Here is a 20053-nt window from a genome sequence, read left to right as displayed (position 1 = left end):
AGGAAACAGGGGTGTTTAACATGTGTGCTTACCGGGTGCTGGTTGTAGATGATTCGGCCTTTATGCGCAAAATTATTACAGATCTAATTGTAAGGGATGAGTCGTTCAACATCGTAGGTACAGCCGCCAATGGCAGAGAGGCTGTAGAGAAAGTGAAAGAATTGCAGCCTGATTTGGTCACCATGGATGTCGAAATGCCTGAAATGAATGGTCTTGAAGCGTTGCCACTGATTATGGCAGCCCATCCGCTACCTGTCATTATGCTGTCAGGCATCAATGAACAAGGCATGAAGGAGACCATCATGGCTTTGGAGGCAGGGGCTTTTGATTTTATAAGAAAGCCTTCCATCGCTCATGCGCAAGATATTGAGCAGGTGAGCAAGGCATTGCTCGAACAGATGCATACTGCTATGCAAGCAGTACGCAGCCGCTTGGAGCGCAAGGAAGCTAATGAACGCAAAGCTGCATTGGAACAAGCGAAAAAAACGCCAATGGAAAAGCCACCTGGACAGGCTGTGACTGAGAAACGAACTGGAAGTCAAGCTTCGGCAGACAAGCCTCCTGTTGTTCCGCTTGCTTCTCCACCTGCTGCATCGGCTCAGCCAAAGAAAGATGCTGGGAAGTCCGTCCCAACAGCTGCCAAGCAGGAAACTAAAAAACAGCTGTCTGGAACAGCTGCTACAGCTGATCGCATAGACAAGCCAGCTGTTCAGCCAAGGAAACCAGTGCAAGTGCCTCATGTGCAGAAGAAAGAAGACTTGTCCATGGGTACGGGAATAACGTCGGGACAACTGAAGAGCTCTGAGCCGACCGCTGGCAAATCGATGCAGGGTAAGGATAAAGCAGGGTTGGTCAAGCCGGAATCACGGAAGACGGTAACTTCATCAGCTTCTTCCACTCCTGCGGCTACAACGCCTCCAGTAACAGCACCTACAGTTCCAGCCGCACCAAAGGGATTGTCACTTAAAAAAGGTGTACACACGTCCAGCTTTCGAAAACTGGTGGCGGTCGGATGTTCTACGGGCGGACCACGGGCGCTGAAGACGCTGTTGGAGCGCATCCCTGGGGATTTTCCAGCTCCAATCGTTATCGTTCAGCATATGCCGCCAAACTTCACTCGTTCGCTAGCCCAACGGTTGAATACGTTGAGTCCACTACGAGTGGTGGAGGCTGAGCAGGGGATGACGCTGGAGACGGGAACAGCCTACATCGCTCCAGGGGGATATCAGCTAAGAATTGTGCCTGGAGCCGGTGGTAAATACACTGTGTCACTGAAGATGGAGGAGGCTCGCAATGGTCACCGTCCTTCCGTAGATACGATGTTCGAATCACTGCTCTCGTTAACCTCGCTGGAAAGACATCTAGTATTGCTTACTGGAATGGGGAGCGACGGGGCTAAAATGATGAAAAAGCTTTATGACGCTGGGGTTCAATCCACATTTGCTGAAAATGAGGAGACTTGTGTAGTGTACGGAATGCCCCGCTCAGCAGTTGAATTAAAATGTGTGCGCCACCTTCTGCCAATGCAGGAGATCGCCCCCAAGCTTGTACAAGTTGTGAAATAATCGGAGTGTAACTCATGGAGGAGGTGTCTCACAATGGACATGAACCAATATTTAAACATGTTTATTGATGAGTCGAATGATCATCTGCAATCTCTTAACGAAAATATGCTTCAACTGGAAAGCAACCCAACCGATCTAGGCATCGTTCAGGTGATTTTCCGTTCTGCCCATACCCTCAAAGGAATGGCTGCTACGATGGGGTTTGAAGACCTGGCATCGCTCACTCACCAAATGGAAAACGTTCTTGATCTGGTACGTAACAACAAGCTGGCGATGCATGAATTTATATTCGATACCTTATTTAAAGGTTTGGATGCCCTGGAATCCATGGTGCAGCACATTACAGAGGGAGGCGATGGAAAAGCGGATGTCTCCTCTATTGTATCTTCATTACAATCCATCGTGAGCGGGGATTTCCTAAAGTCCGGCTCAAATGCCGCCACTGAGGAGTCTCCTTCTACAAAAGCGGGCACTAACGATAGTGCTGGATTGGTTTTGGACCAATTCCAGTATTCTGTACTGGAGCAATCGATTTCAGAAGGGCATCGTGTTCACTATATACAGGTAACAATCAGTTCAGAGAGCCAGCTGAAGGCAGCACGTGCCTTTATGGTATTTAACACATTGGAAAACTCTGGTGAAATTGTCAAGGCCTATCCATCCGTACAGGATATCGAGCAGGAAAAATTCGAACAAAGCTTCTCGTTATATTACATAACGCAGAAAGAAGTTGGGGAGCTGGAAAAGGAAATCGCGGGTATCTCTGAAATTGACACTGTCTCAGTGGTACAACTGGATCAGGAATCCCTTAAACAAATGAGCGAAGTTACTGCTGGACTCGCTGAGACAGCGGCGGTACAGGAAGCACCAGTTGCCGTGCAGCCAACCGCTCCATCCCAGCCGCAGTCTTCAGCTGCGGCCTCTGTCGCCAAGCCAGCTGCAGGTAAAGCGCCAGCAGCCAAGGCGGCTGCTCCTACGCACAACCGTACGATTCGCGTAGATATTGAACGTCTGGATGTACTTATGAATTTATTCAGCGAGTTGCTCATTGACCGTGTGCGTTTAGAACAGTTAGCCAGTGAGGCTTCCAATCCAGCACTGACAGAAACGGTTGAGCATATGAGTCGTGTGAGCAGTGATTTGCAAAATGTTGTTCTTAAATTGCGGATGGTACCTGTAGATACTGTTTTCAACCGTTTCCCGCGTATGGTTCGCGATCTGGCCAAGTCGCTGGATAAAAAACTGGAATTGGTTATTACTGGAGCAGAGACTGAAATGGATCGGACTGTTATCGACGAAATTGGCGATCCTCTGGTGCATTTGCTTCGTAACTCCGTGGATCATGGCATCGAGTCAGTGGCCGACCGGATTGCAGCTGGCAAACCAGAAACTGGAACGGTTCAACTGCGTGCTTTTCATAGCGGTAATAACGTATTTATCGAGATTGAGGATGATGGGAACGGGATTAACCGTGAAAAGGTACTAAACAGTGCTATTTCCAAAGGGATTTTGACAGCAGAACAAGCAGCTTCAATGACCGACGAGGAAGCTTATCAAGTATTGTTTGCTCCAGGCTTTAGTACAGCTGCAGTCATTTCAGACGTATCAGGACGCGGTGTCGGTCTGGATGTTGTTAAATCCAAAATCACTGCTTTGGGTGGTAATGTTACGGTTCACTCCACATTGGGCCAGGGCACTAATTTCTCTGTACAATTGCCGCTGACTCTATCCATTATTGCAGCCATGATGATACAGATCGGTTCTGAAAAATATGCGATTCCTTTATCTTCCATTGTGGAAACTGCGATCGTCAAACGTAAGCAAATCCGTTCTGTGCATGGCAATAAGATGATTGCTTTCCGCGATTCTCATATCCCGCTTATCTCCTTGAGTCAGCTGTTTGAGGTACCGGACTTCAACGAAGATGAAGAAGAAGAGACAGAGGTCGTGGTCATCCGTAAGGGAGACCGTCTGGCAGCTCTTTCCGTACAGGACTTTTTGGGACAAAGTGAAATCGTCCTTAAAAATCTGGGCAAGTATCTTCCAAACATCCAAGGAATTTCAGGTGCTACGATTCTGGGTGACGGTCAGGTTGCTTTGATCATTGACCCGAATGTTTTCATTAAATAATGTCTTCATTAAAAATGAAAGAAATGTGAGATTGCTGACATCAATAAGGAGGGTTTTTAGACATGGGAGAAGAAATTAAAGTTATCGTATTTAAGCTTGGTGAAGAAGAATACGGTGTTGAAGTAGAAAAAGTCCAATCTATTGAACGCATGGTGCCGATTACACGAGTTCCGAGAACTTACGATTTTGTTAAAGGCGTATTCAACATGAGAGGCGTGGTTATTCCGGTTATTGATCTTCGTGGCCGTTTTGGATTACCTGAAGCTGAATATACCGATCAAACCCGTATTATTATCGTTGCTGTGGGCGAAATGCAAGTCGGCTTTATCGTGGATTCAGCGAATGATGTAATTGACCTGAATACTGACAACATTGAGACACCACCGGAAGTGGTTGGCGGAGTTAAGGCAAAATACCTTCGCGGAGTTGCTAAAATTGGTGAAGAACGCCTGTTGATTATGCTGAACTTGTCCGAAGTTTTGAACCGTAGCGAAATGAACCAACTGGAAGGTTTAGAGGATTAATATATGGAAAATCTAGGAAATCTTGAAGACTTCAAGTTGGATGTATTGAAAGAAGTCGGCAACATTGGCTCGGGGAACGCTGCTACAGCGCTCTCCCGGCTTCTCAATAAACCAGTCGATATGGGTGTACCTAAAGTGCAAATGCTGCCCTTTGAGGAAATTGCGGACAAAGTCGGCGGAAATGAACAACTTGTTGTTGCAATATTTTTTAGAGTCGAAGGGGAAGCCCCTGGTAATCTATTCTTCATATTGCAACCTCAGGCGGCGAAAAGCTTACTTTCCCGTTTGGCGAATATTCCTTCGGATGACGAGGATAGCTTTAACGAAATGGAGCATTCAGCTCTGTCGGAGATCGGTAACATTTTAGCAGGCTCCTACCTTTCTTCGTTGGCGGATTTCACACGTTTATCCATGTATCCAACAGTCCCTGCGCTGGCACTGGATATGGCAGGAGCCATTCTCAGCTACGGACTGCTGCAGTTTGGGCAGATGGGGGATGCTGCTTTATTGATTGACACATCGTTTCTGGAAGGGCAGAATCATATTGAGGGTCAATTTTTCCTGATTCCTGATCCAGAATCGTTCGGGAAAATCTTTAGGTCGTTAGGAGTCCCGATGAACGATGATTGAGGATAAAAGCATCATTAAAGTCGGCATGGCAGATTTAAATGTTACCAGCAACCCGAACTCGATTCGCACGACAGGACTTGGCTCCTGCGTCGGATTGACCCTCTATGATCCTCATTTGAAACTGGCAGGCATGGCACATGTGATGTTACCGTCCTCGGATATTGCGCGTGAAGGGCAGTTGAATATTGCCAAATATGCAGATACAGCACTGCCAGAGTTGTTGGAGCGAATGTTGAAACTGGGTGCTGGACGGCGCAGACTGATTGCCAAAATGGCAGGAGGAGCGCAAATGTTTGCCTTTGCGGGTAGCGGAGACACCATGCGGATTGGCCCGCGCAATGTAGAATCGTGCAAGGAAATGCTTGTAGATCTGGGCATTCCTTTAATTGCGGAAGATACGGGTGGCAATTATGGACGAACGATTGAGTTAAACTCTGAAACTGGCGTTTTGAATATTCGAAGCGTACAAAAAGGTGTAAAGGAATTATAAACATGTTATTTGGTAGCTTACGCATTAATCTTTGGTCTGGAGTAGTCGGATTTATTCTGACTTTTGTGTTGTCCGTTGGCAGCAATCTGCTGACCACGAGCTTAATTCGTGGCTTAATCGCCTTCGTTTTTTGGTTCCTACTTGCATTTGTGCTGCGCTGGACACTGGGTGTGGTAGCGCGGCCAGATCTGGGTAATGCCCAAGACCGGGCAAGCTCTCAGGTAGATGGCGTAGGGGGAAATCTGGACCTGACGACACCAGACGAAAATGAAAACCTGAATGAATTGCTGAAACCGAAACCAGAGCAGACGGACGAGGGGAATAATGGTTTTGCACCTTTAAACCCACCCAAGCTGGTTTCCAACAAGGACCCTGAAGAATTGGCCAAGGCCGTTCGTCACCTGACAGACAAATAAGGAGGGTGAAGCCGATGAACGAGCGAAAAGCCGCTCATTTGAACCATTCCGACCTGTGGGAGCAATGGAAAGAACACGGTGACAAGGAAGCGAAGAAACAGTTAATTGAAAAGTATCTTCATATTGTGGAGTATGTGTCGGGCCGTCTTGCAGTAGGCTTACCTAAAAATGTATCCAAGGATGATCTGGCGAGCAACGGTGTTATGGGTTTGATTGATGCTTTAGAGAAATTTGATTATGAGCGTGGTTTGCAGTTTGAGACGTATGCTTCTTGGCGTGTTCGTGGAGCAATTTTGGATGGCCTTCGTCAAGGAGATTGGGTTCCTCGTTCAGTTAGGGAAAAAGCGAAAAAAATCGAAGACGCCTACCAGCATCTAGAACAAAGATATTTACGTACAGTAAGCGACGAAGAGATGAGTCATTATTTGGACGTCTCCGAGAAAGAGTTTCAAAGTATGATCCAGGAGGTCGCCGTGATGTCGATTGTTTCACTGGAGGACCCGATCCGCGAAGAAGAGTCGGAAACACGGCTTTCCCTGTTGGTGGACGAAAAGGCGAAAAATCCGGACCATAAGGTCAATGAATTCACACTTCGTGATGCCTTGGCACAAGGCATTGATAAATTAACTGAAAAAGAGCGTATCGTTGTTTCTTTATTGTATTACGAGGATCTGTCACTCAGTGAAATTGCTGAGGTCATGTCACTTTCTCCTTCGCGAATTTCTCAGTTGCATTCCAAAGCAATATTACGTCTGAGAGCGACACTGGACAAACAACGGGATTTGCTAATGCGTAAAGATTAACGTACGGGAGGTTACAGTAACAGTTAGACGGAAGGAGCACCCATGTGGAGAAGCAGTATGCTTTGGATCAGTTTTTAAAAGTGGTTGTCTCACCTGACAAACAATCCGCCTACTTGGAGTTTGCCAAACGTGAAGAAGGCTTTGCCTGTTCTGTGCAAGAATTAGAACGTTTTCTAAGCAACCAAAAAATATCCTACGGTGTAATTACCGATGCAATTCGCACATTTGCGGCAAATCCGGAAGATCATTTCTTCGGGAAATTACTGATTGCTCAAGGAAAGCAGCCGATTCATGGTACAGATGGGAAAATAAATCTGGCCGATATTGTGACCGGTGAAGATGAACATAAGCCACTTGAAACTGTGGATGGACGGGTGGATTATAAAGAATTAACTCGTTTAAAAAATGTAAAACGTGGACAACTGATTGCCGAACGGGTGGATCCTCTGCCGGGTGTACCAGGGATTGCTGTAACCGGAGAGGAAATTCCTTTTCTTCCAGGTAAAGAGGCGCGTTTTAAAGTTGGCAAAAATGTAGTGATCCATCCGGAAGGCGTTGCGATGTATGCGGCTATTGATGGTTTAGTGACTACAACTGAAAAGGGCAAGCTTAATGTGTTCCCTGTGTATGAAGTGAACGGGGATGTCGATTATAGCGTCGGTAACATTGATTTTGTTGGAACCGTCGTCATTCGCGGGAATGTCTTGACAGGTTTTCGCGTTCGGGCGGCTGGTGACATTCGTGTCATTGGCGGTGTGGAAGGCGCTGAAATTGAGGCGGATGGCTCAGTGGAAATCAGCGGGGGTATTATCGGATACCATAAAGGATTCGTGAAAGCTGCACAAAATGTGAAATGCTCGTTTATACAAGATGGTAACGTGATCGCGGGAGCCGATGTACTTGTATCCCAGAGTATCATGCATTCCCAGATCAAAGCGAGTAATAATGTAATCTGCGAAGGGACAAAAGGGCTTATCGTAGGTGGCAGTGTACAAGCTGGTAAAAAGGTAGTGGCTCGTACCGTCGGTAATACGATGTCCACAGCTACCAATATCGAAGTGGGTGTGCTTCCCGAACTGCGTGATGAGCTGACAGAACTCCGCGCACGATTGAAGCAGCAGACAGACAGCCAGGATAAAACGAACAAGGCTCTCACAATATTGGATCAGCTAGCGGCTGCCGGTCAGCTCGCACCTGATAGAATGGCTATGCGAATCAAGCTGACATCTACTAAAAAATCCAATGAACAGGAACTTTTGGAAACCAAGTCCAGAATGCTTGAAATAGAACGAACTTTAGAAGATACGAGCCGCGCCCGGGTAGAAGTGAAAAATGTGATTTATGGTGGCTCTAAGATAGTTATCGGCAGATATACAAAATTTATTAAAGATTCTTTGGAAAGAATGGCGTTTTATTACCATGAGGGAGATATCAGCATGTCCTCCTACATGTAATTCATTACAGTGATAATAATTCAATTTATTATATTTCTTGGTAGTCTGATACGGATGCCCAATCGGAAAGGGTGTGGTCCAATGAGCTTGAAGGCTGTTGAATTGCAAATTGCTGTACCTCGCACTAGTGAAGCAGGGAAATACTATAGTGAGTCTCAGCAGCGACCGATGAATGACCAGGCATTACTTGGACAAAAGACTGCGCTGGAGACGGAGAACATGCGTCAGCGAAGCGGTGCCATAGACCAGTCTGCAGAAACATTCGTCGGTGAGAGGCAAACAGGTGAGAAGAGCAGAGATTCTTCCCAGCAGAGTCGCTCCCGCTCAGATGAAACTGAGCTGCTTAAGGAGCATCCGGCAGAGCATCCGTATAAGGGACATCATATTGATTTTTCGCTCTGATCCGATGGGTGGAGAAGCGTTATAAAAGGAGACGATGGGCAGTGGATCAACCATGGATTTATATTGTTCTGCTGGGAGCCGCAGCTGTTGTCTACGCCTGGCTTATGCCAAAGCGCCAGCCAAGCCGGGGAACAGAAGAGGCCGTCGTTCAAAAGGTTGAGGCTACATTGGAGCAATATATGGCCGATATTGAAAACGACAATGACGAGTTGATTGAACTCGTATCTGGTATGAAGCAGGAGCACGCGGTTAAGCAGGCAGCATTACAGGAGCAAGTAGCTGAGCTTCGGAATCGTATTGTGGAGCTTGAGCGTCAGGCAATGCTTGCGACCATCTCTATGCCAAACTCAGATTCAGAAGCTTCTATCGTAACTTTGGAGGAGCAAACGGCATTGCAAGAGCCTCAAACTGAGCAGGAACAAGAGTCCATCCGAGATCGTTATCAAGAGTTGTTCGCGATGCATGAGCAAGGCAAGTCGGTGGATTATATAGCCAAGCAATCAGGCATCCAGCGGGGCGAAGTACAGCTCATATTACAACTCGCGGAACGGGAGGATGTGACATGATCAAAAACCGCTCATTTATGTTAGGCATGGGTACGGGGCTTATAATGGGGGCATTGTTGTTGCAACTGGCAATAATTGGTCAGGGGCAGTCACAGCAATCTTCGACAGACCCGAAAAACATGACGCGAGAACAACTAGAGAAGGCAGCAGCCGAGTTAAATCTTCAGATCAGTGACAGTTCTGATCCGAAAATGACAGAAGAGGAATGGCGTAATAAGCTGATCAAGGAAGGCAACAAGACTCCCGTTGCACCTCAAAAGGCTAAACCAGCTCAAACGCCTTCAACACCAAAGGTACCTGCAAACAGCACATCCTCGGCTGCTTCTAAGCCTTCGACTAGCACGTCGGTACCACAAAGTCCGAACAAGCCACAAACTCAAAGAGCTGGCACTACAACCACTCCCGATATTCCCAAGCAGCCTGCCACCCCACAAGTGCAATATAGCATTGCATCGGGGAGTAATTTAAGAAGTGTGGCATCTGGATTGGAACGGGCTGGAGTCGTATCGGATGCTAGTGCATTTGAGGCAGCAGCTAAGGCTAAAAAAATCAATACCAAAATTCGTACAGGCACCTATCAGTTTGCTAAAGGTGAGGATTTCAGTTCTATAATTACTAAAATAACGAAGAAGCCGTCCAACTGACCTAATCGGGAAGAGGACGGCTTTTTATTTTTTTCGATGCGAATAAAGAATTTTCTTAGTGTTTAGTTCAAAAGCGGGAATGCTCCCCCCCATAATGGCTTACAACATAGTCTATTGCAATTCAGAGCTAGTGGACATAAAAAAAGACCCCTGAAGAATTCAAAGGTCATCTCATGGCGGCTTACACCACGATGTATTGTTAAAACTGCCCTCAATCCGGATCAATGTAGCTCTAGCGAGGAGGGGGCATTATCGCCTTAATTCTCGGGTATAAATATTTGCCGAAATCCGGCCGTCATGAGGCGCCGAATCTGGACGTCATCGGCATGTGCCTCGCGCCGATCGCCTTCTCCATGCTGGCGTATGGTGTAAGCGAAGGCGGCACCAGCTGGTCCAAGGCTTCGACGATCACGGGCTTGACCATCGGCGGCATTGCGCTCATCCTTTTCATCTTCGTGGAACTGGCACAGAAGCAGCCGCTGCTGGAGCTGAAGGCGTTCAAATCGTCTGATTTTACACGCAGCATCATCTTGACGTGGATCGTACAGCTCGCGTTGTTCGGCGCAATGCTGATCGTACCGCTGTACCTGCAAGGCGTCATGCACTACACCGCCCTTGAAACCGGCTGGATCCTGATGCCTTATGCGTTATGCGCCGGAATCGGCAACCCGATCAGCGGCCGGCTGTTCGACAAAATCGGCGCGCGTCCGCTTGCCTTCGCCGGTCTTGCCGTCCTATCCATTTCTCTATTCATCTTGTCCAATATATCTGTGGATCCTTCGATCTGGGTTATTATCTTATGCATCTGCACCATGGGTCTCGGAATGGGCTTCTTCATGATGCCGCTCAACACGCATGTTCTGAACTCTGCACCTCGCCGCCTGGTGAGCCGAGTCACACCATTGACAACAGCAGCTCAGCAAGTTGTTCTCTCGTTGCGGTCGTGGGTCTGACGAGTTATCTGACGTCGCAAATCACTTCCCACACCGCAAATGCGGGAGCGGACGCGAATCCGCTGAATGCTGTCGTTACGGGTTATGGCGATACGTTTTTCCTATCCGCGTGCCTTACGGCTGCGGCTGTAGCACTGTCGCTCCTTTTGCGTAAACCGCAGCAGTAGGAAGAAGGTACCGCCAACAACCCGGACCCGGCGATGATGGGTCACTAATCGCGAATCGGTACGATTTTATTCGTGTGCAAAAAGCCTTGGCCGTTAGTCGGTCAAGGCTTTTTGCTGGTACGCCCAGCATGGCATCATCTATATATAAAAGACTAGCACAGATGCGGCTAATAGGGTACATATTGGAACTATCCTGCCCGTTCAATGCAGTGCGAGAGTCTAACACTTTATTTTCACAAACATTTTGCTAAGAAGCCAGGCAGATGGAAGTGTACGGACGTTTTTCACACGGTTTTGACTATTGTCGAAAAGCTGGTTGCAACGCTGCAAGTGTTATGGTATATTAATTGACGGTGTTAAAAACGCACGTCGGTTAATTTTATAGAGGGTGCTTCCAATAGGAAGTCTTTATAAAAAATGATGTCGGCGGAGGACACACAAAAAAACCAAACTTAGGAGGTGCGTGAAGATGGCAGTAATCTCCATGAAACAGCTTTTGGAAGCTGGGGTTCACTTTGGTCACCAAACACGTCGCTGGAACCCGAAAATGGATCGTTATATCTTCACTGAAAGAAACGGTATTTACATCATTGACTTGCAAAAGACAGTGAAAAAGGTTGAGGAAGCTTACAACTTCGTAAAAAGCATTGCAGCTGAGAATGGTACAATCCTGTTCGTAGGCACGAAGAAACAAGCACAAGATTCCGTTAAAGAAGAAGCAGCTCGCGCTGGTCAATTCTACATCAACCAACGCTGGTTGGGTGGTACACTGACTAACTTCCAAACCATTCAAAAACGTATTGATCGTTTGAAACAATTGGAAGCTTGGGAAGAAGATGGTACATTTGCTGTTCTTCCTAAAAAAGAAGTTATCATTCTTCGTAAAGAAAAAGATCGTCTTGAAAAATTCTTGGGCGGTATCAAAAACATGAAGGGCCTTCCAAGTGCTCTGTTCATCATTGATCCGCGCAAAGAACGTATCGCGGTTGCTGAAGCTCGCAAATTGGGTATCCCAATCGTAGGTATCGTTGATACAAACTGCGATCCAGACGAAATCGACTATGTTATCCCAGGTAATGACGACGCGATCCGCGCTGTTAAATTGCTGACAGGTAAAATGGCTGATGCAGTTATGGAAGCTAACCAAGGCGAAGAAACTACAGCATAATATTTCCGATCGGAAATACCTATACGAATTAAATGAAAAGGGTGGTTGGTAGGTGGAAAACCTCTCACTACCCTTTTTTTAAGGAATAAAGCTCGTATATACCACTGAAAATTAAATTTGGAGGGAAATAATATGGCAGTTAATGCTAGCGCAGTAAAAGAACTTCGTGAAAAAACAGGCGCAGGAATGCTGGATTGTAAAAAAGCGCTTGAAGAAGCAAATGGTGATTTGACAAAAGCGGTTGAAGTTCTGCGTGAAAAAGGACTTGCAGCTGCAGCCAACAAAGCAGGCCGTATTGCTACTGAAGGCGTTGTTGAATCCTATATCCATGCTGGCGGCCGTATCGGCGTGCTGGTAGAAGTAAACTGCGAAACAGACTTCGTAGCGAAAACTGACCAGTTCAAAGATTTTGTTCGTGACATTGCAATGCATATCGCTGCATCGAACCCTCGTTATGTTCGTCGTGAAGAAGTGCCACAGGAAGAGATTGAAAAAGAAAAAGAAATCCTGAAAGCACAAGCTTTGAACGAAGGTAAACCAGAAAAAATCGTTGAAAAAATGGTTGAAGGCCGCATCGGTAAATTCTACGAAGAATTCTGCTTGCTGGAGCAATCTTTCATTAAAGATCCAGACAAAACAATCTCCACACTGATCAACGAGAAAATCAGTACGATTGGCGAAAACATCTCCGTACGCCGCTTTGTTCGTTTCGAACTGGGTGAAGGTCTGGAGAAAAAAGAAGACAACTTCTACGAAGAAGTTATGTCTCAAGTGAAACAATAATTACCAACGATCGGTAATTGCATATGAATAAACAGAAATGGAACACATCAGTGTTCCATTTCTTGCAACAGGACACCTATCCTGTTACATAAAAAATATATGAAATTGGAGGGTGATCATTTGGAAAAACCTGTATTCAAACGTGTTGTTCTGAAAGTTAGTGGGGAGTCGCTGTCAGGTCCTAACGGTTACGGTATTGATGCGGATACAATTGCGTCGATTGCTGAACAAGTTAAGGACGTGGTGGAACTAGGAGTGGAAGTTGCTATTGTGTGCGGAGGCGGTAATATCTGGCGTGGTATTGCTGGAAGTGCCAATGGGATTGACCGGGCAACGGCAGATTACATGGGTATGCTTGCAACCGTGATGAACTCATTGGCTCTACAGGATGCTTTGGAACAGATTGAAGTGCCTACGCGTGTACAAACGTCCATTGCGATGCAACAGATTGCAGAACCTTACATTCGCCGTAGAGCTATTCGTCATCTAGAAAAAGGTCGGGTCGTAATTTTTGCTGCAGGTACGGGGAATCCGTTCTTCTCGACTGATACTACAGCTGCTTTGCGTGCTGCAGAGATCGAAGCAGAAGTGATTCTGATGGCTAAAAATAAAGTAGATGGTGTGTACTCCGCCGATCCGTTTAAAGATAGCACAGCTGAAAAATATGAGCAGCTCACGTATTTGGATGTGCTTAACAAAAATCTCGGTGTCATGGATTCTACAGCTTCCTCGCTGTGCATGGATAACAATATTCCGTTGATTGTCTTTGCTATTACAGAGCAAGGTAACATTAAACGTGTCGTACTGGGTGAAAAAATTGGTACGATCGTCAAAGGGAGTGTAAATTAATGCCACAATCTGTGAAAAAGAGCGCTGAAGAGCGCATGCAAAAAGCAATCCAGGCATTGCAACGTGATCTTGCATCTTTGCGTGCAGGACGGGCAACACCAGCATTACTGGACCGTGTGCAGGTTGAATATTACGGCGCAATGACTCCAGTCAATCAGCTGGCGAATATCAATACACCTGACAGTCGGACCTTGATGATTCAGCCTTGGGACAAATCTTCTTTGGCTGATATCGAACGCGCTATCCAAAAATCCGATTTGGGTTTGACACCTTCGAATGATGGTAACACCATTCGTCTGAGTATTCCTGCTTTAACGGAGGAGCGCAGAACTGATTTGGTGAAGCTGACGAAAAAGAGCGGTGAAGAAGCGAAAATCGCTATTCGTAACATTCGTCGTGATGCAAACGATGATATTAAAAAAATGGAGAAAAGTGATATTTCCGAGGACGAATCTCGTAAGCATCAGGAAGATATCCAGAAGACGACTGATAAGTTTATCGCTGAAGTGGATAAAGTTTTAGCTGCAAAAGAAAAAGAAATTATGGAAGTTTAAAAAGATTGGCAGCCCCTCCCTTACGGTGGGGTTTGTCTCTTTTCAAGCCTGAGGCACATTTTCAGAGAATGCTGGAGGAACTGGAATGATCAAACGGGTTCGGTCTTGGTGGAACGGGGAACAAAAACAGCAAACACCGGCCATTTCAAAAGACAATATTCCGCAGCATGTTGCTGTCATCATGGATGGGAACGGCAGATGGGCCAAACGGATTGGAATGCCGCGGATTGTAGGGCATCAAAATGGAATGAAGGCAGTGAAACGCACAGCAATTGCAGCGGATGAACTGGGTATTAAGTATTTAACTTTATTTGCTTTTTCAACTGAGAATTGGACGCGTCCAAAGGACGAAGTTGATTTTCTAATGAAACTGCCTCAAGAATTTTTGGCAATTGAGCTGGATGAGCTGATTGAAAAAAATGTGCAAGTGCGTATGATGGGGAACAAGGAACATTTACCTTCCCATACCGTTGAAGCGCTGACTGAAGCGACTCGACGTACTGAAAATAATACTGGACTTGTGCTTAATTTTGCATTAAATTATGGCAGTCGGTTGGAAATCACAGAATGCATGCAAGCATTGGGCCGACAAATTGAGGATGGAAAGCTGAAGCCGGAAGAGATAACATCTGAGCTAATTGGTAACACGTTGCTTTCTACTGGTATGCCAGATCCTGATTTATTGATTCGAACAAGCGGGGAACTTAGACTCAGTAATTTTATGCTTTGGCAGCTTGCATATAGTGAGTTGTGGTTTACTGATATTTATTGGCCCGAGTTTAAAAAAGAACATTTATACGAAGCAGTGATCGAATATCAGAAAAGATCACGACGGTATGGCGGACTGAAGTAAATGGAGGATGAAAGCCGTTGAGACAGAGATTAATTACCGGTATTCTGGCAGGCATATTCTTTTTGGCAATGGTCCTGTGGGGCGGCTTGGCCTACCATTTGCTTATATTGGTGATGGCCCTAATCGGATTTTATGAGTTCGCACGAATGACGCAGGTATCTCCTTTTGGAGGTACGGCAATGCTTGGCTACGTAAGCATATTAGCATTTGTATTCCCATATCAACCTCTGGGTTTACACTCACCGCTATCCTTTGCCAGTTTGCTTTGGTTGGTAATGATAGTGTTTATGATGATTACGGTAGGAACGAAAAATAAAATCCCAATTCAAACGGTAGCTATACTATTTCTTGGTACTGTATATATAGGATTTGGATTTTCGTATATTGCGGAATCACGTCATATGGAACATGGACTGTTATGGACTTTTTTGTTGTTGTCTTGTATTTGGGCAAGTGATGCAGGGGCATATTTTGTAGGCAAAATGGTAGGAAAGACGAAGCTATGGCCTGCGATTAGTCCAAACAAAACGGTCGAAGGGTCCATTGGCGGAGTTGTTTTAGCTTTGGTTATAGCTCTGGTATTCGCTGGATTATCAGGTGGACTGCTGCCCTGGGGCAAAGCCTTCGGCATCGGTTTGTCATGTGCTGTTGTGGGACAACTGGGCGATTTGGTACAATCTGCATACAAACGAGTGTACGGCATTAAAGATTCTGGTAATCTGCTGCCAGGACACGGTGGTATACTAGACCGGTGCGACAGCTGGATTGTCGTTTTTCCATTTGTACATATGCTGATGCTGCTTCCATGAGTCTGGTAATTACAACTTATGCTCAGGATCAACCTTTATGTTGTTCATCCTGCGCTATTAGAAGGATGGTAGCAGCTGCATAGTTGCCTGGGTAACAAACAATGAGCTCCTGATAAAAGTGATTTTCAGGATAGGAAGGTGCATCATGAAAAGAATTACGGTACTTGGTTCAACCGGCTCTATTGGAACTCAAACGCTGGATGTGGTGTCCATGCACCCAGATCAGTTCACTGTTGAGGCTTTAGCAGGCGGCTCCAATATAAAGTTACTTGCTGAGCAAGCACATCTCTATCAACCTAAAAAAGTGTCTGTTGGTACTCAGCAGTTAGCAGATGAAATTCGTCCTTTACTGCCTTCTGGAATCGAACTACACTGGGGAAATGAAGGACTCGTTGAGCTGGCCGCGAACACAGAGGCGGATATGGTTGTGACGGCTGTAATGGGCAGTGTCGGATTGCACTCCACGCTGGCCGCGATTGAGGCTGGAAAACAGATCGGTTTGGCCAACAAGGAAACACTGGTTACTGCTGGTCATCTGGTCACTGCGCGAGCTCGGGCGAAAGGAGTGCCGTTGCTGCCGATTGACAGTGAGCATTCAGCTATTTTCCAATGCTTGAATGGTGAGCGTATGAAAGATGTGGCACATATTACCCTCACAGCATCAGGCGGTTCTTTTCGAGATTTGACAAGAGAACAGCTGCGTGAAGTTACTGTGGAAGATGCACTTAAGCATCCTAATTGGTCAATGGGAGCCAAAATTACAATTGATTCAGCAACGATGGTAAACAAAGGGCTGGAAGTCATTGAGGCACATTGGCTGTTCGGACTTAGCTATGAGCAGATCCATGTGCTGCTTCATCCGGAAAGCATTATTCACTCCTACGTCGAGTTTCAGGATACAAGCATTGTTGCTCAACTTGGGAACCCGGACATGAGAGTACCCATTCAATATGCATTGACTTACCCTGAGCGAATGAAGTCTCCGGCAAAGCCTCTGTCACTGGCTGAAGTAGGAAAACTCCACTTTAAGGAAATGGATTTTAATCGTTTTCCTTGTTTAAGGCTTGCCTTCGAATGTGGTAAAATGGGTGGTACAGCACCGACCGCATTTAATGCTGCTAATGAGATTGCTGTTGCCCGTTTCTTGCGTGGAGAAATTTCTTTTCTGCATATTGAAGCTATTATTGAACAGGTGCTCGAACAGCATGTCAATATGGCTGATCCTGATTTATCTGCGATTGAAACCTGTGACCGCGAAACTCGTATTATAGCTGCGAAGTTGTAGGCTAATGTTGGGGTCAAGAACGAATTGTGATTCTCTTGTGCGGGTTCGGAGAATAATGATAATCTAGGAAGACAAACTTGATCTCATTGAAAGGGGAACGGAAACGATTGGAAACGATTCAAATAGTGTTGATGACGGTGCTCATGTTTTTCGTCATAGTGACGGTGCATGAATGGGGGCATTATTATTTTGCCAAACGCGCCGGGATTCTGGTACGGGAGTTTGCGATCGGTTTCGGTCCGAAACTGTTCTCTTATAAAAGAAACGAGACACGATTTACACTACGGTTGCTACCGTTCGGTGGTTTTGCCCGCATGGCGGGAGAGGATCCGGAGGTCAATGAAATTGAAACCGGACAAACGATTGCTGTACGCGTAACAGATGGCGTCGTTAAGACCATCTATTTGGACCAACTGGATAACCGCAAGAATGTTGTGCGCGGTGAAGTGTTGGATATTGATCTGGAACAAGCGCTAACTGTAAAATTAGATGTGGATGGCGAAGATCAGCAATATACTGTGCACCCACAAGCGATGATGGTAACCAAAGGACAATCCATTCAAATTGCACCGAAGGATCGACAGTATGGGAGTAAAACAGTGGGACAGCGTGCGATGGCTATATTTGCTGGACCACTGATGAATTTTATTCTTGCCTTTATTCTGTTTGGTCTGCATATCCAGATGGTCGGCATACAAGTGGACAACCCAACTTATGTTCAAATTAGTGAAATTACAGCAGGTATGCCTGCTGCTGAAGCTGATTTGCATAAGGGAGATATCATTGAATCGGTGAACGGAGTTGCAATTGGTGCGAATGTTGAAAGCATGATCAAACTGATTGCGGATTCTCAAGACAAGCCGATGAAGTGGACAGTTCGCCGTGATGATAAAACCTTTGATCTTACTATTACACCTCGTGCAATGGAAGGACAAAAGGGTGGCAAGGTGGGCATTGTGCCTGAACTTCCAAAACGCCAAGCAGGTGTTGGGGAAACATTCAAATTTGCCGGACAATCCATGGTCAGAACGACAGATATTATTTTTCAAGGATTTAGCCAGCTTATCCAACGTTTTTCTATCAATGACCTGGGAGGCCCCGTACGTACTTTTGAAGTGACGGGACAAATTGCTAAGCAAGGCATTGAGCAGTTGACATATTGGACTGCGATCATGAGTCTTTATCTGGGGATATTCAATCTATTGCCTATTCCGGCTTTGGATGGAAGTAGACTTGTTTTCCTTGGGGTTGAGGCGGTAAGAGGACGTCCTGTTGATCCGAGCAGGGAAGGAATGGTCCATTTCGTTGGTTTTGCTATGCTATTCCTACTTATGATTGCGGTCACGTATAACGATATTTTACGCTTAATTAATGGTTAATTAGAGACGGACATTATAAAAATGGTCTGTATGGGAGGACATGCATTTCTATGTCGAACGATAAACAGTTTGTCGAGGAAATCACGCCGCAGAGCGAAGATTTTTCCCGATGGTATATTGATGTTATTAAAAAAGCAGAACTGATGGATTACTCGCCGGTTCGCGGGTGTATTGTATTCCGTCCCGATGGTTTTGAGATTTGGGAGCACATTAAGGAAGCTATGGACGTACGTTTCAGAGAAACGGGACATCGCAATGCTTATTTTCCAATGTTTATCCCAGAAAGCTTTTTCCAAAAAGAAAAAGAGCATGTGGAGGGATTTAATCCTGAACTGCCATGGGTGACTGAGGCTGGTGGGGAAAAGCTGGAAGAGCGTCTCGCAATCCGTCCAACTTCGGAAACCATGATCGGTCATATGTACTCCAAATGGATTCAATCCTATCGTGATCTGCCTGTGCTCATTAACCAATGGGCTAATGTGGTGCGTTGGGAAAAACGTACGCTGCCTTTCTTGCGAACAAGTGAATTTTTGTGGCAAGAAGGTCACACAGCTCATGAAACAGAAGAAGAAGCACGTGAAGAAACGATGAAAATGCTGGAAGTTTATCGTGAGGTCATCGAGGAAGTTCTAGCTATTCCGGTTATAACTGGACAGAAAACACCTTCTGAAAAGTTCGCAGGTGCGAAGGATACATTTTCACTGGAAGCGATGATGAGAGATGGACGTGCGGTACAAGCTGGAACATCCCACTATATGGGAACTAACTTTGCCGTAGCATTTGATATTAAATATTTGAGTCGTGAAAACAACCTGGAATTCGCGCATACGACATCTTGGGGAACAAGTACACGTTTGATCGGTGCATTAATTATGGTCCATGGAGATGACCGTGGTCTTGCACTGCCTCCTAAAGTGGCACCTACGCAGGTTATTATGGTTCCTATTGGACCACCTAAGAAACGTGATGCAGTTATCGCTCGTGCAGATGAATTGTTTGCTGAGTTGAAACAAGCGGGTGTCCGTGTTAAAATGGACGACCGCAGTGATGTAAGTCCAGGCTGGAAATTTAATGAATATGAAATGCGCGGTGTACCGGTTCGTCTGGAGATCGGCCCTCGTGATATGGAAAACGGTGTCTGTGTTCTCGTATCCCGTATCAGCGGTGAGAAGAAAATTGTACAACAGGACAATCTGCTTGAAGAAGTACACGCGATGCTCGCACAGGTACAACAAGAGATGTTTGACCGTGCGAAGAACTTCATGGAAGAAAACTTCTATTCCGTCGATACGTTGGATGAAATGAAGACTCTCATGGAAGAAAAACGTGGCTTTACTTTGGCTGGTTGGTGCGGATCTGAAGAATGTGAAGACAAAGTTAAAGAAGTGACAGGCGCTACAAGCCGTAACATACCGTTTAAAACAACTGAGCAAAAGACCACATGTTTGTGCTGTGGCAAACCAGCCAAGCATACAGTAGTGTTCGCACGGGCGTACTAATAAAGAAGAGCAATACCCTATACTTACTTCATTCTCTTCGCCAACAGGAATAGCTGTTACGGGATAATATTCCGGACTATCTATATCGTTGTGATGAGGGTTGAAGAAGGCTACGAAAAGCTTTTGCGGT

The 20053-nt window shown here is 45.8% G+C and carries 22 protein-coding genes; all 22 read left to right on the top strand.

Annotation, left to right across the window (positions count from 1 at the left end):
- Nucleotides 1-20: 20 nt before the first annotated feature.
- Nucleotides 21-1565 carry a chemotaxis protein CheB gene (locus tag ACXHJ2_RS13160; protein ID WP_165080016.1) on the top strand — a complete coding sequence of 515 codons (1545 nt, stop codon included), beginning with the start codon at nucleotides 21-23 and terminating at the stop codon, nucleotides 1563-1565.
- Nucleotides 1566-1598: 33 nt separating this feature from the next.
- The gene (locus ACXHJ2_RS13155; protein WP_040101563.1) at nucleotides 1599-3695 is read left to right on the top strand and encodes a chemotaxis protein CheA; all 2097 of its coding nucleotides are present in this window, start codon (nucleotides 1599-1601) and stop codon (nucleotides 3693-3695) included.
- 62 nt (nucleotides 3696-3757) lie between these two features.
- Nucleotides 3758-4219, top strand: coding sequence for a chemotaxis protein CheW (locus ACXHJ2_RS13150; protein ID WP_013370696.1), 462 nt, complete (start codon nucleotides 3758-3760; stop codon nucleotides 4217-4219).
- A 3-nt stretch (nucleotides 4220-4222) separates the two neighbouring features.
- Nucleotides 4223-4849: a chemotaxis protein CheC gene (locus tag ACXHJ2_RS13145; RefSeq protein WP_013370697.1), complete on the top strand. Its 627-nt coding sequence runs from the start codon at nucleotides 4223-4225 to the stop codon at nucleotides 4847-4849.
- On the top strand, nucleotides 4842-5339 hold the full coding sequence (locus ACXHJ2_RS13140) for a chemotaxis protein CheD (protein WP_165080014.1): 498 nt from the start codon (nucleotides 4842-4844) through the stop codon (nucleotides 5337-5339). The genes ACXHJ2_RS13145 and ACXHJ2_RS13140 overlap by 8 nt, the downstream gene beginning before the upstream one ends.
- 2 nt (nucleotides 5340-5341) lie before the next feature.
- Nucleotides 5342-5755 (top strand): hypothetical protein, encoded by a 414-nt coding sequence (locus tag ACXHJ2_RS13135; protein ID WP_013370699.1) that lies wholly within the window; start codon nucleotides 5342-5344, stop codon nucleotides 5753-5755.
- A gap of 14 nt (nucleotides 5756-5769) precedes the next feature.
- Complete coding sequence (locus ACXHJ2_RS13130; RefSeq protein ID WP_025677638.1) at nucleotides 5770-6558, top strand: FliA/WhiG family RNA polymerase sigma factor; 789 nt, start codon at nucleotides 5770-5772, stop codon at nucleotides 6556-6558.
- A 44-nt stretch (nucleotides 6559-6602) separates the two neighbouring features.
- Nucleotides 6603-8012 carry a DUF342 domain-containing protein gene (locus ACXHJ2_RS13125; RefSeq protein ID WP_165080012.1) on the top strand — a complete coding sequence of 470 codons (1410 nt, stop codon included), beginning with the start codon at nucleotides 6603-6605 and terminating at the stop codon, nucleotides 8010-8012.
- An 81-nt stretch (nucleotides 8013-8093) separates the two neighbouring features.
- Entirely contained in the window at nucleotides 8094-8414 is a 321-nt protein-coding gene (locus ACXHJ2_RS13120) for a hypothetical protein (RefSeq protein WP_165080010.1), read from the top strand.
- Nucleotides 8415-8455: 41 nt separating this feature from the next.
- Nucleotides 8456-8980: a DUF6115 domain-containing protein gene (locus ACXHJ2_RS13115; protein ID WP_064963102.1), complete on the top strand. Its 525-nt coding sequence runs from the start codon at nucleotides 8456-8458 to the stop codon at nucleotides 8978-8980.
- Nucleotides 8977-9624 (top strand): endolytic transglycosylase MltG, encoded by a 648-nt coding sequence (locus ACXHJ2_RS13110; RefSeq protein ID WP_040101557.1) that lies wholly within the window; start codon nucleotides 8977-8979, stop codon nucleotides 9622-9624. The genes ACXHJ2_RS13115 and ACXHJ2_RS13110 overlap by 4 nt, the downstream gene beginning before the upstream one ends.
- A 278-nt stretch (nucleotides 9625-9902) precedes the next feature.
- Nucleotides 9903-10577 carry an MFS transporter gene (locus ACXHJ2_RS13105; protein ID WP_185156504.1) on the top strand — a complete coding sequence of 225 codons (675 nt, stop codon included), beginning with the start codon at nucleotides 9903-9905 and terminating at the stop codon, nucleotides 10575-10577.
- Nucleotides 10568-10744, top strand: coding sequence for a hypothetical protein (locus tag ACXHJ2_RS13100; RefSeq protein ID WP_238791361.1), 177 nt, complete (start codon nucleotides 10568-10570; stop codon nucleotides 10742-10744). Before ACXHJ2_RS13105 ends, ACXHJ2_RS13100 begins: the two co-directional genes overlap by 10 nt.
- A 469-nt stretch (nucleotides 10745-11213) precedes the next feature.
- Nucleotides 11214-11912, top strand: coding sequence for a 30S ribosomal protein S2 (rpsB, locus tag ACXHJ2_RS13095; protein ID WP_013309916.1), 699 nt, complete (start codon nucleotides 11214-11216; stop codon nucleotides 11910-11912).
- A gap of 132 nt (nucleotides 11913-12044) precedes the next feature.
- A complete protein-coding gene (gene tsf / locus ACXHJ2_RS13090) occupies nucleotides 12045-12695 on the top strand; it encodes a translation elongation factor Ts (protein WP_013370709.1) in 651 nt (216 codons plus the stop codon).
- Between the two features lie 120 nt (nucleotides 12696-12815).
- Nucleotides 12816-13544 carry a UMP kinase gene (gene pyrH / locus ACXHJ2_RS13085; RefSeq protein ID WP_013309918.1) on the top strand — a complete coding sequence of 243 codons (729 nt, stop codon included), beginning with the start codon at nucleotides 12816-12818 and terminating at the stop codon, nucleotides 13542-13544.
- Nucleotides 13544-14098, top strand: a complete 555-nt coding sequence (gene frr / locus ACXHJ2_RS13080) for a ribosome recycling factor (protein WP_014599669.1) — start codon at nucleotides 13544-13546, stop codon at nucleotides 14096-14098. Before pyrH ends, frr begins: the two co-directional genes overlap by 1 nt.
- An 85-nt stretch (nucleotides 14099-14183) precedes the next feature.
- On the top strand, nucleotides 14184-14951 hold the full coding sequence (locus ACXHJ2_RS13075) for an isoprenyl transferase (RefSeq protein WP_165080008.1): 768 nt from the start codon (nucleotides 14184-14186) through the stop codon (nucleotides 14949-14951).
- Between the two features lie 17 nt (nucleotides 14952-14968).
- On the top strand, nucleotides 14969-15760 hold the full coding sequence (locus tag ACXHJ2_RS13070; protein WP_165080006.1) for a phosphatidate cytidylyltransferase: 792 nt from the start codon (nucleotides 14969-14971) through the stop codon (nucleotides 15758-15760).
- Nucleotides 15761-15905: 145 nt separating this feature from the next.
- Entirely contained in the window at nucleotides 15906-17045 is a 1140-nt protein-coding gene (locus ACXHJ2_RS13065; RefSeq protein ID WP_165080004.1) for a 1-deoxy-D-xylulose-5-phosphate reductoisomerase, read from the top strand.
- A gap of 107 nt (nucleotides 17046-17152) precedes the next feature.
- Nucleotides 17153-18424, top strand: a complete 1272-nt coding sequence (gene rseP / locus ACXHJ2_RS13060; RefSeq protein WP_165080179.1) for an RIP metalloprotease RseP — start codon at nucleotides 17153-17155, stop codon at nucleotides 18422-18424.
- 50 nt (nucleotides 18425-18474) lie between these two features.
- The gene (gene proS, locus ACXHJ2_RS13055) at nucleotides 18475-19923 is read left to right on the top strand and encodes a proline--tRNA ligase (protein WP_013370716.1); all 1449 of its coding nucleotides are present in this window, start codon (nucleotides 18475-18477) and stop codon (nucleotides 19921-19923) included.
- The last annotated feature ends 130 nt before the right edge of the window (nucleotides 19924-20053 follow it).

It is taken from the genome of Paenibacillus sp. ALE3, assembly GCF_054113405.1.
Note: the sequence above shows the minus strand (reverse complement) of the source record. Positions and strands in the feature narration are given on the sequence as shown.

Bases quoted from the DNA above. Each gene is read 5' to 3' on its own strand.
- ACXHJ2_RS13160 (WP_165080016.1), top strand. From the start codon at position 21: ATGTGTGCTTACCGGGTGCTGGTTGTAGATGATTCGGCCTTTATGCGC.
- ACXHJ2_RS13155 (WP_040101563.1), top strand. From the start codon at position 1,599: ATGGACATGAACCAATATTTAAACATGTTTATTGATGAGTCGAATGAT.
- ACXHJ2_RS13150 (WP_013370696.1), top strand. From the start codon at position 3,758: ATGGGAGAAGAAATTAAAGTTATCGTATTTAAGCTTGGTGAAGAAGAA.
- ACXHJ2_RS13145 (WP_013370697.1), top strand. From the start codon at position 4,223: ATGGAAAATCTAGGAAATCTTGAAGACTTCAAGTTGGATGTATTGAAA.
- ACXHJ2_RS13140 (WP_165080014.1), top strand. From the start codon at position 4,842: ATGATTGAGGATAAAAGCATCATTAAAGTCGGCATGGCAGATTTAAAT.
- ACXHJ2_RS13135 (WP_013370699.1), top strand. From the start codon at position 5,342: ATGTTATTTGGTAGCTTACGCATTAATCTTTGGTCTGGAGTAGTCGGA.
- ACXHJ2_RS13130 (WP_025677638.1), top strand. From the start codon at position 5,770: ATGAACGAGCGAAAAGCCGCTCATTTGAACCATTCCGACCTGTGGGAG.
- ACXHJ2_RS13120 (WP_165080010.1), top strand. From the start codon at position 8,094: ATGAGCTTGAAGGCTGTTGAATTGCAAATTGCTGTACCTCGCACTAGT.
- ACXHJ2_RS13110 (WP_040101557.1), top strand. From the start codon at position 8,977: ATGATCAAAAACCGCTCATTTATGTTAGGCATGGGTACGGGGCTTATA.
- rpsB (WP_013309916.1), top strand. From the start codon at position 11,214: ATGGCAGTAATCTCCATGAAACAGCTTTTGGAAGCTGGGGTTCACTTT.
- tsf (WP_013370709.1), top strand. From the start codon at position 12,045: ATGGCAGTTAATGCTAGCGCAGTAAAAGAACTTCGTGAAAAAACAGGC.
- frr (WP_014599669.1), top strand. From the start codon at position 13,544: ATGCCACAATCTGTGAAAAAGAGCGCTGAAGAGCGCATGCAAAAAGCA.
- ACXHJ2_RS13075 (WP_165080008.1), top strand. From the start codon at position 14,184: ATGATCAAACGGGTTCGGTCTTGGTGGAACGGGGAACAAAAACAGCAA.
- ACXHJ2_RS13065 (WP_165080004.1), top strand. From the start codon at position 15,906: ATGAAAAGAATTACGGTACTTGGTTCAACCGGCTCTATTGGAACTCAA.
- proS (WP_013370716.1), top strand. From the start codon at position 18,475: ATGTCGAACGATAAACAGTTTGTCGAGGAAATCACGCCGCAGAGCGAA.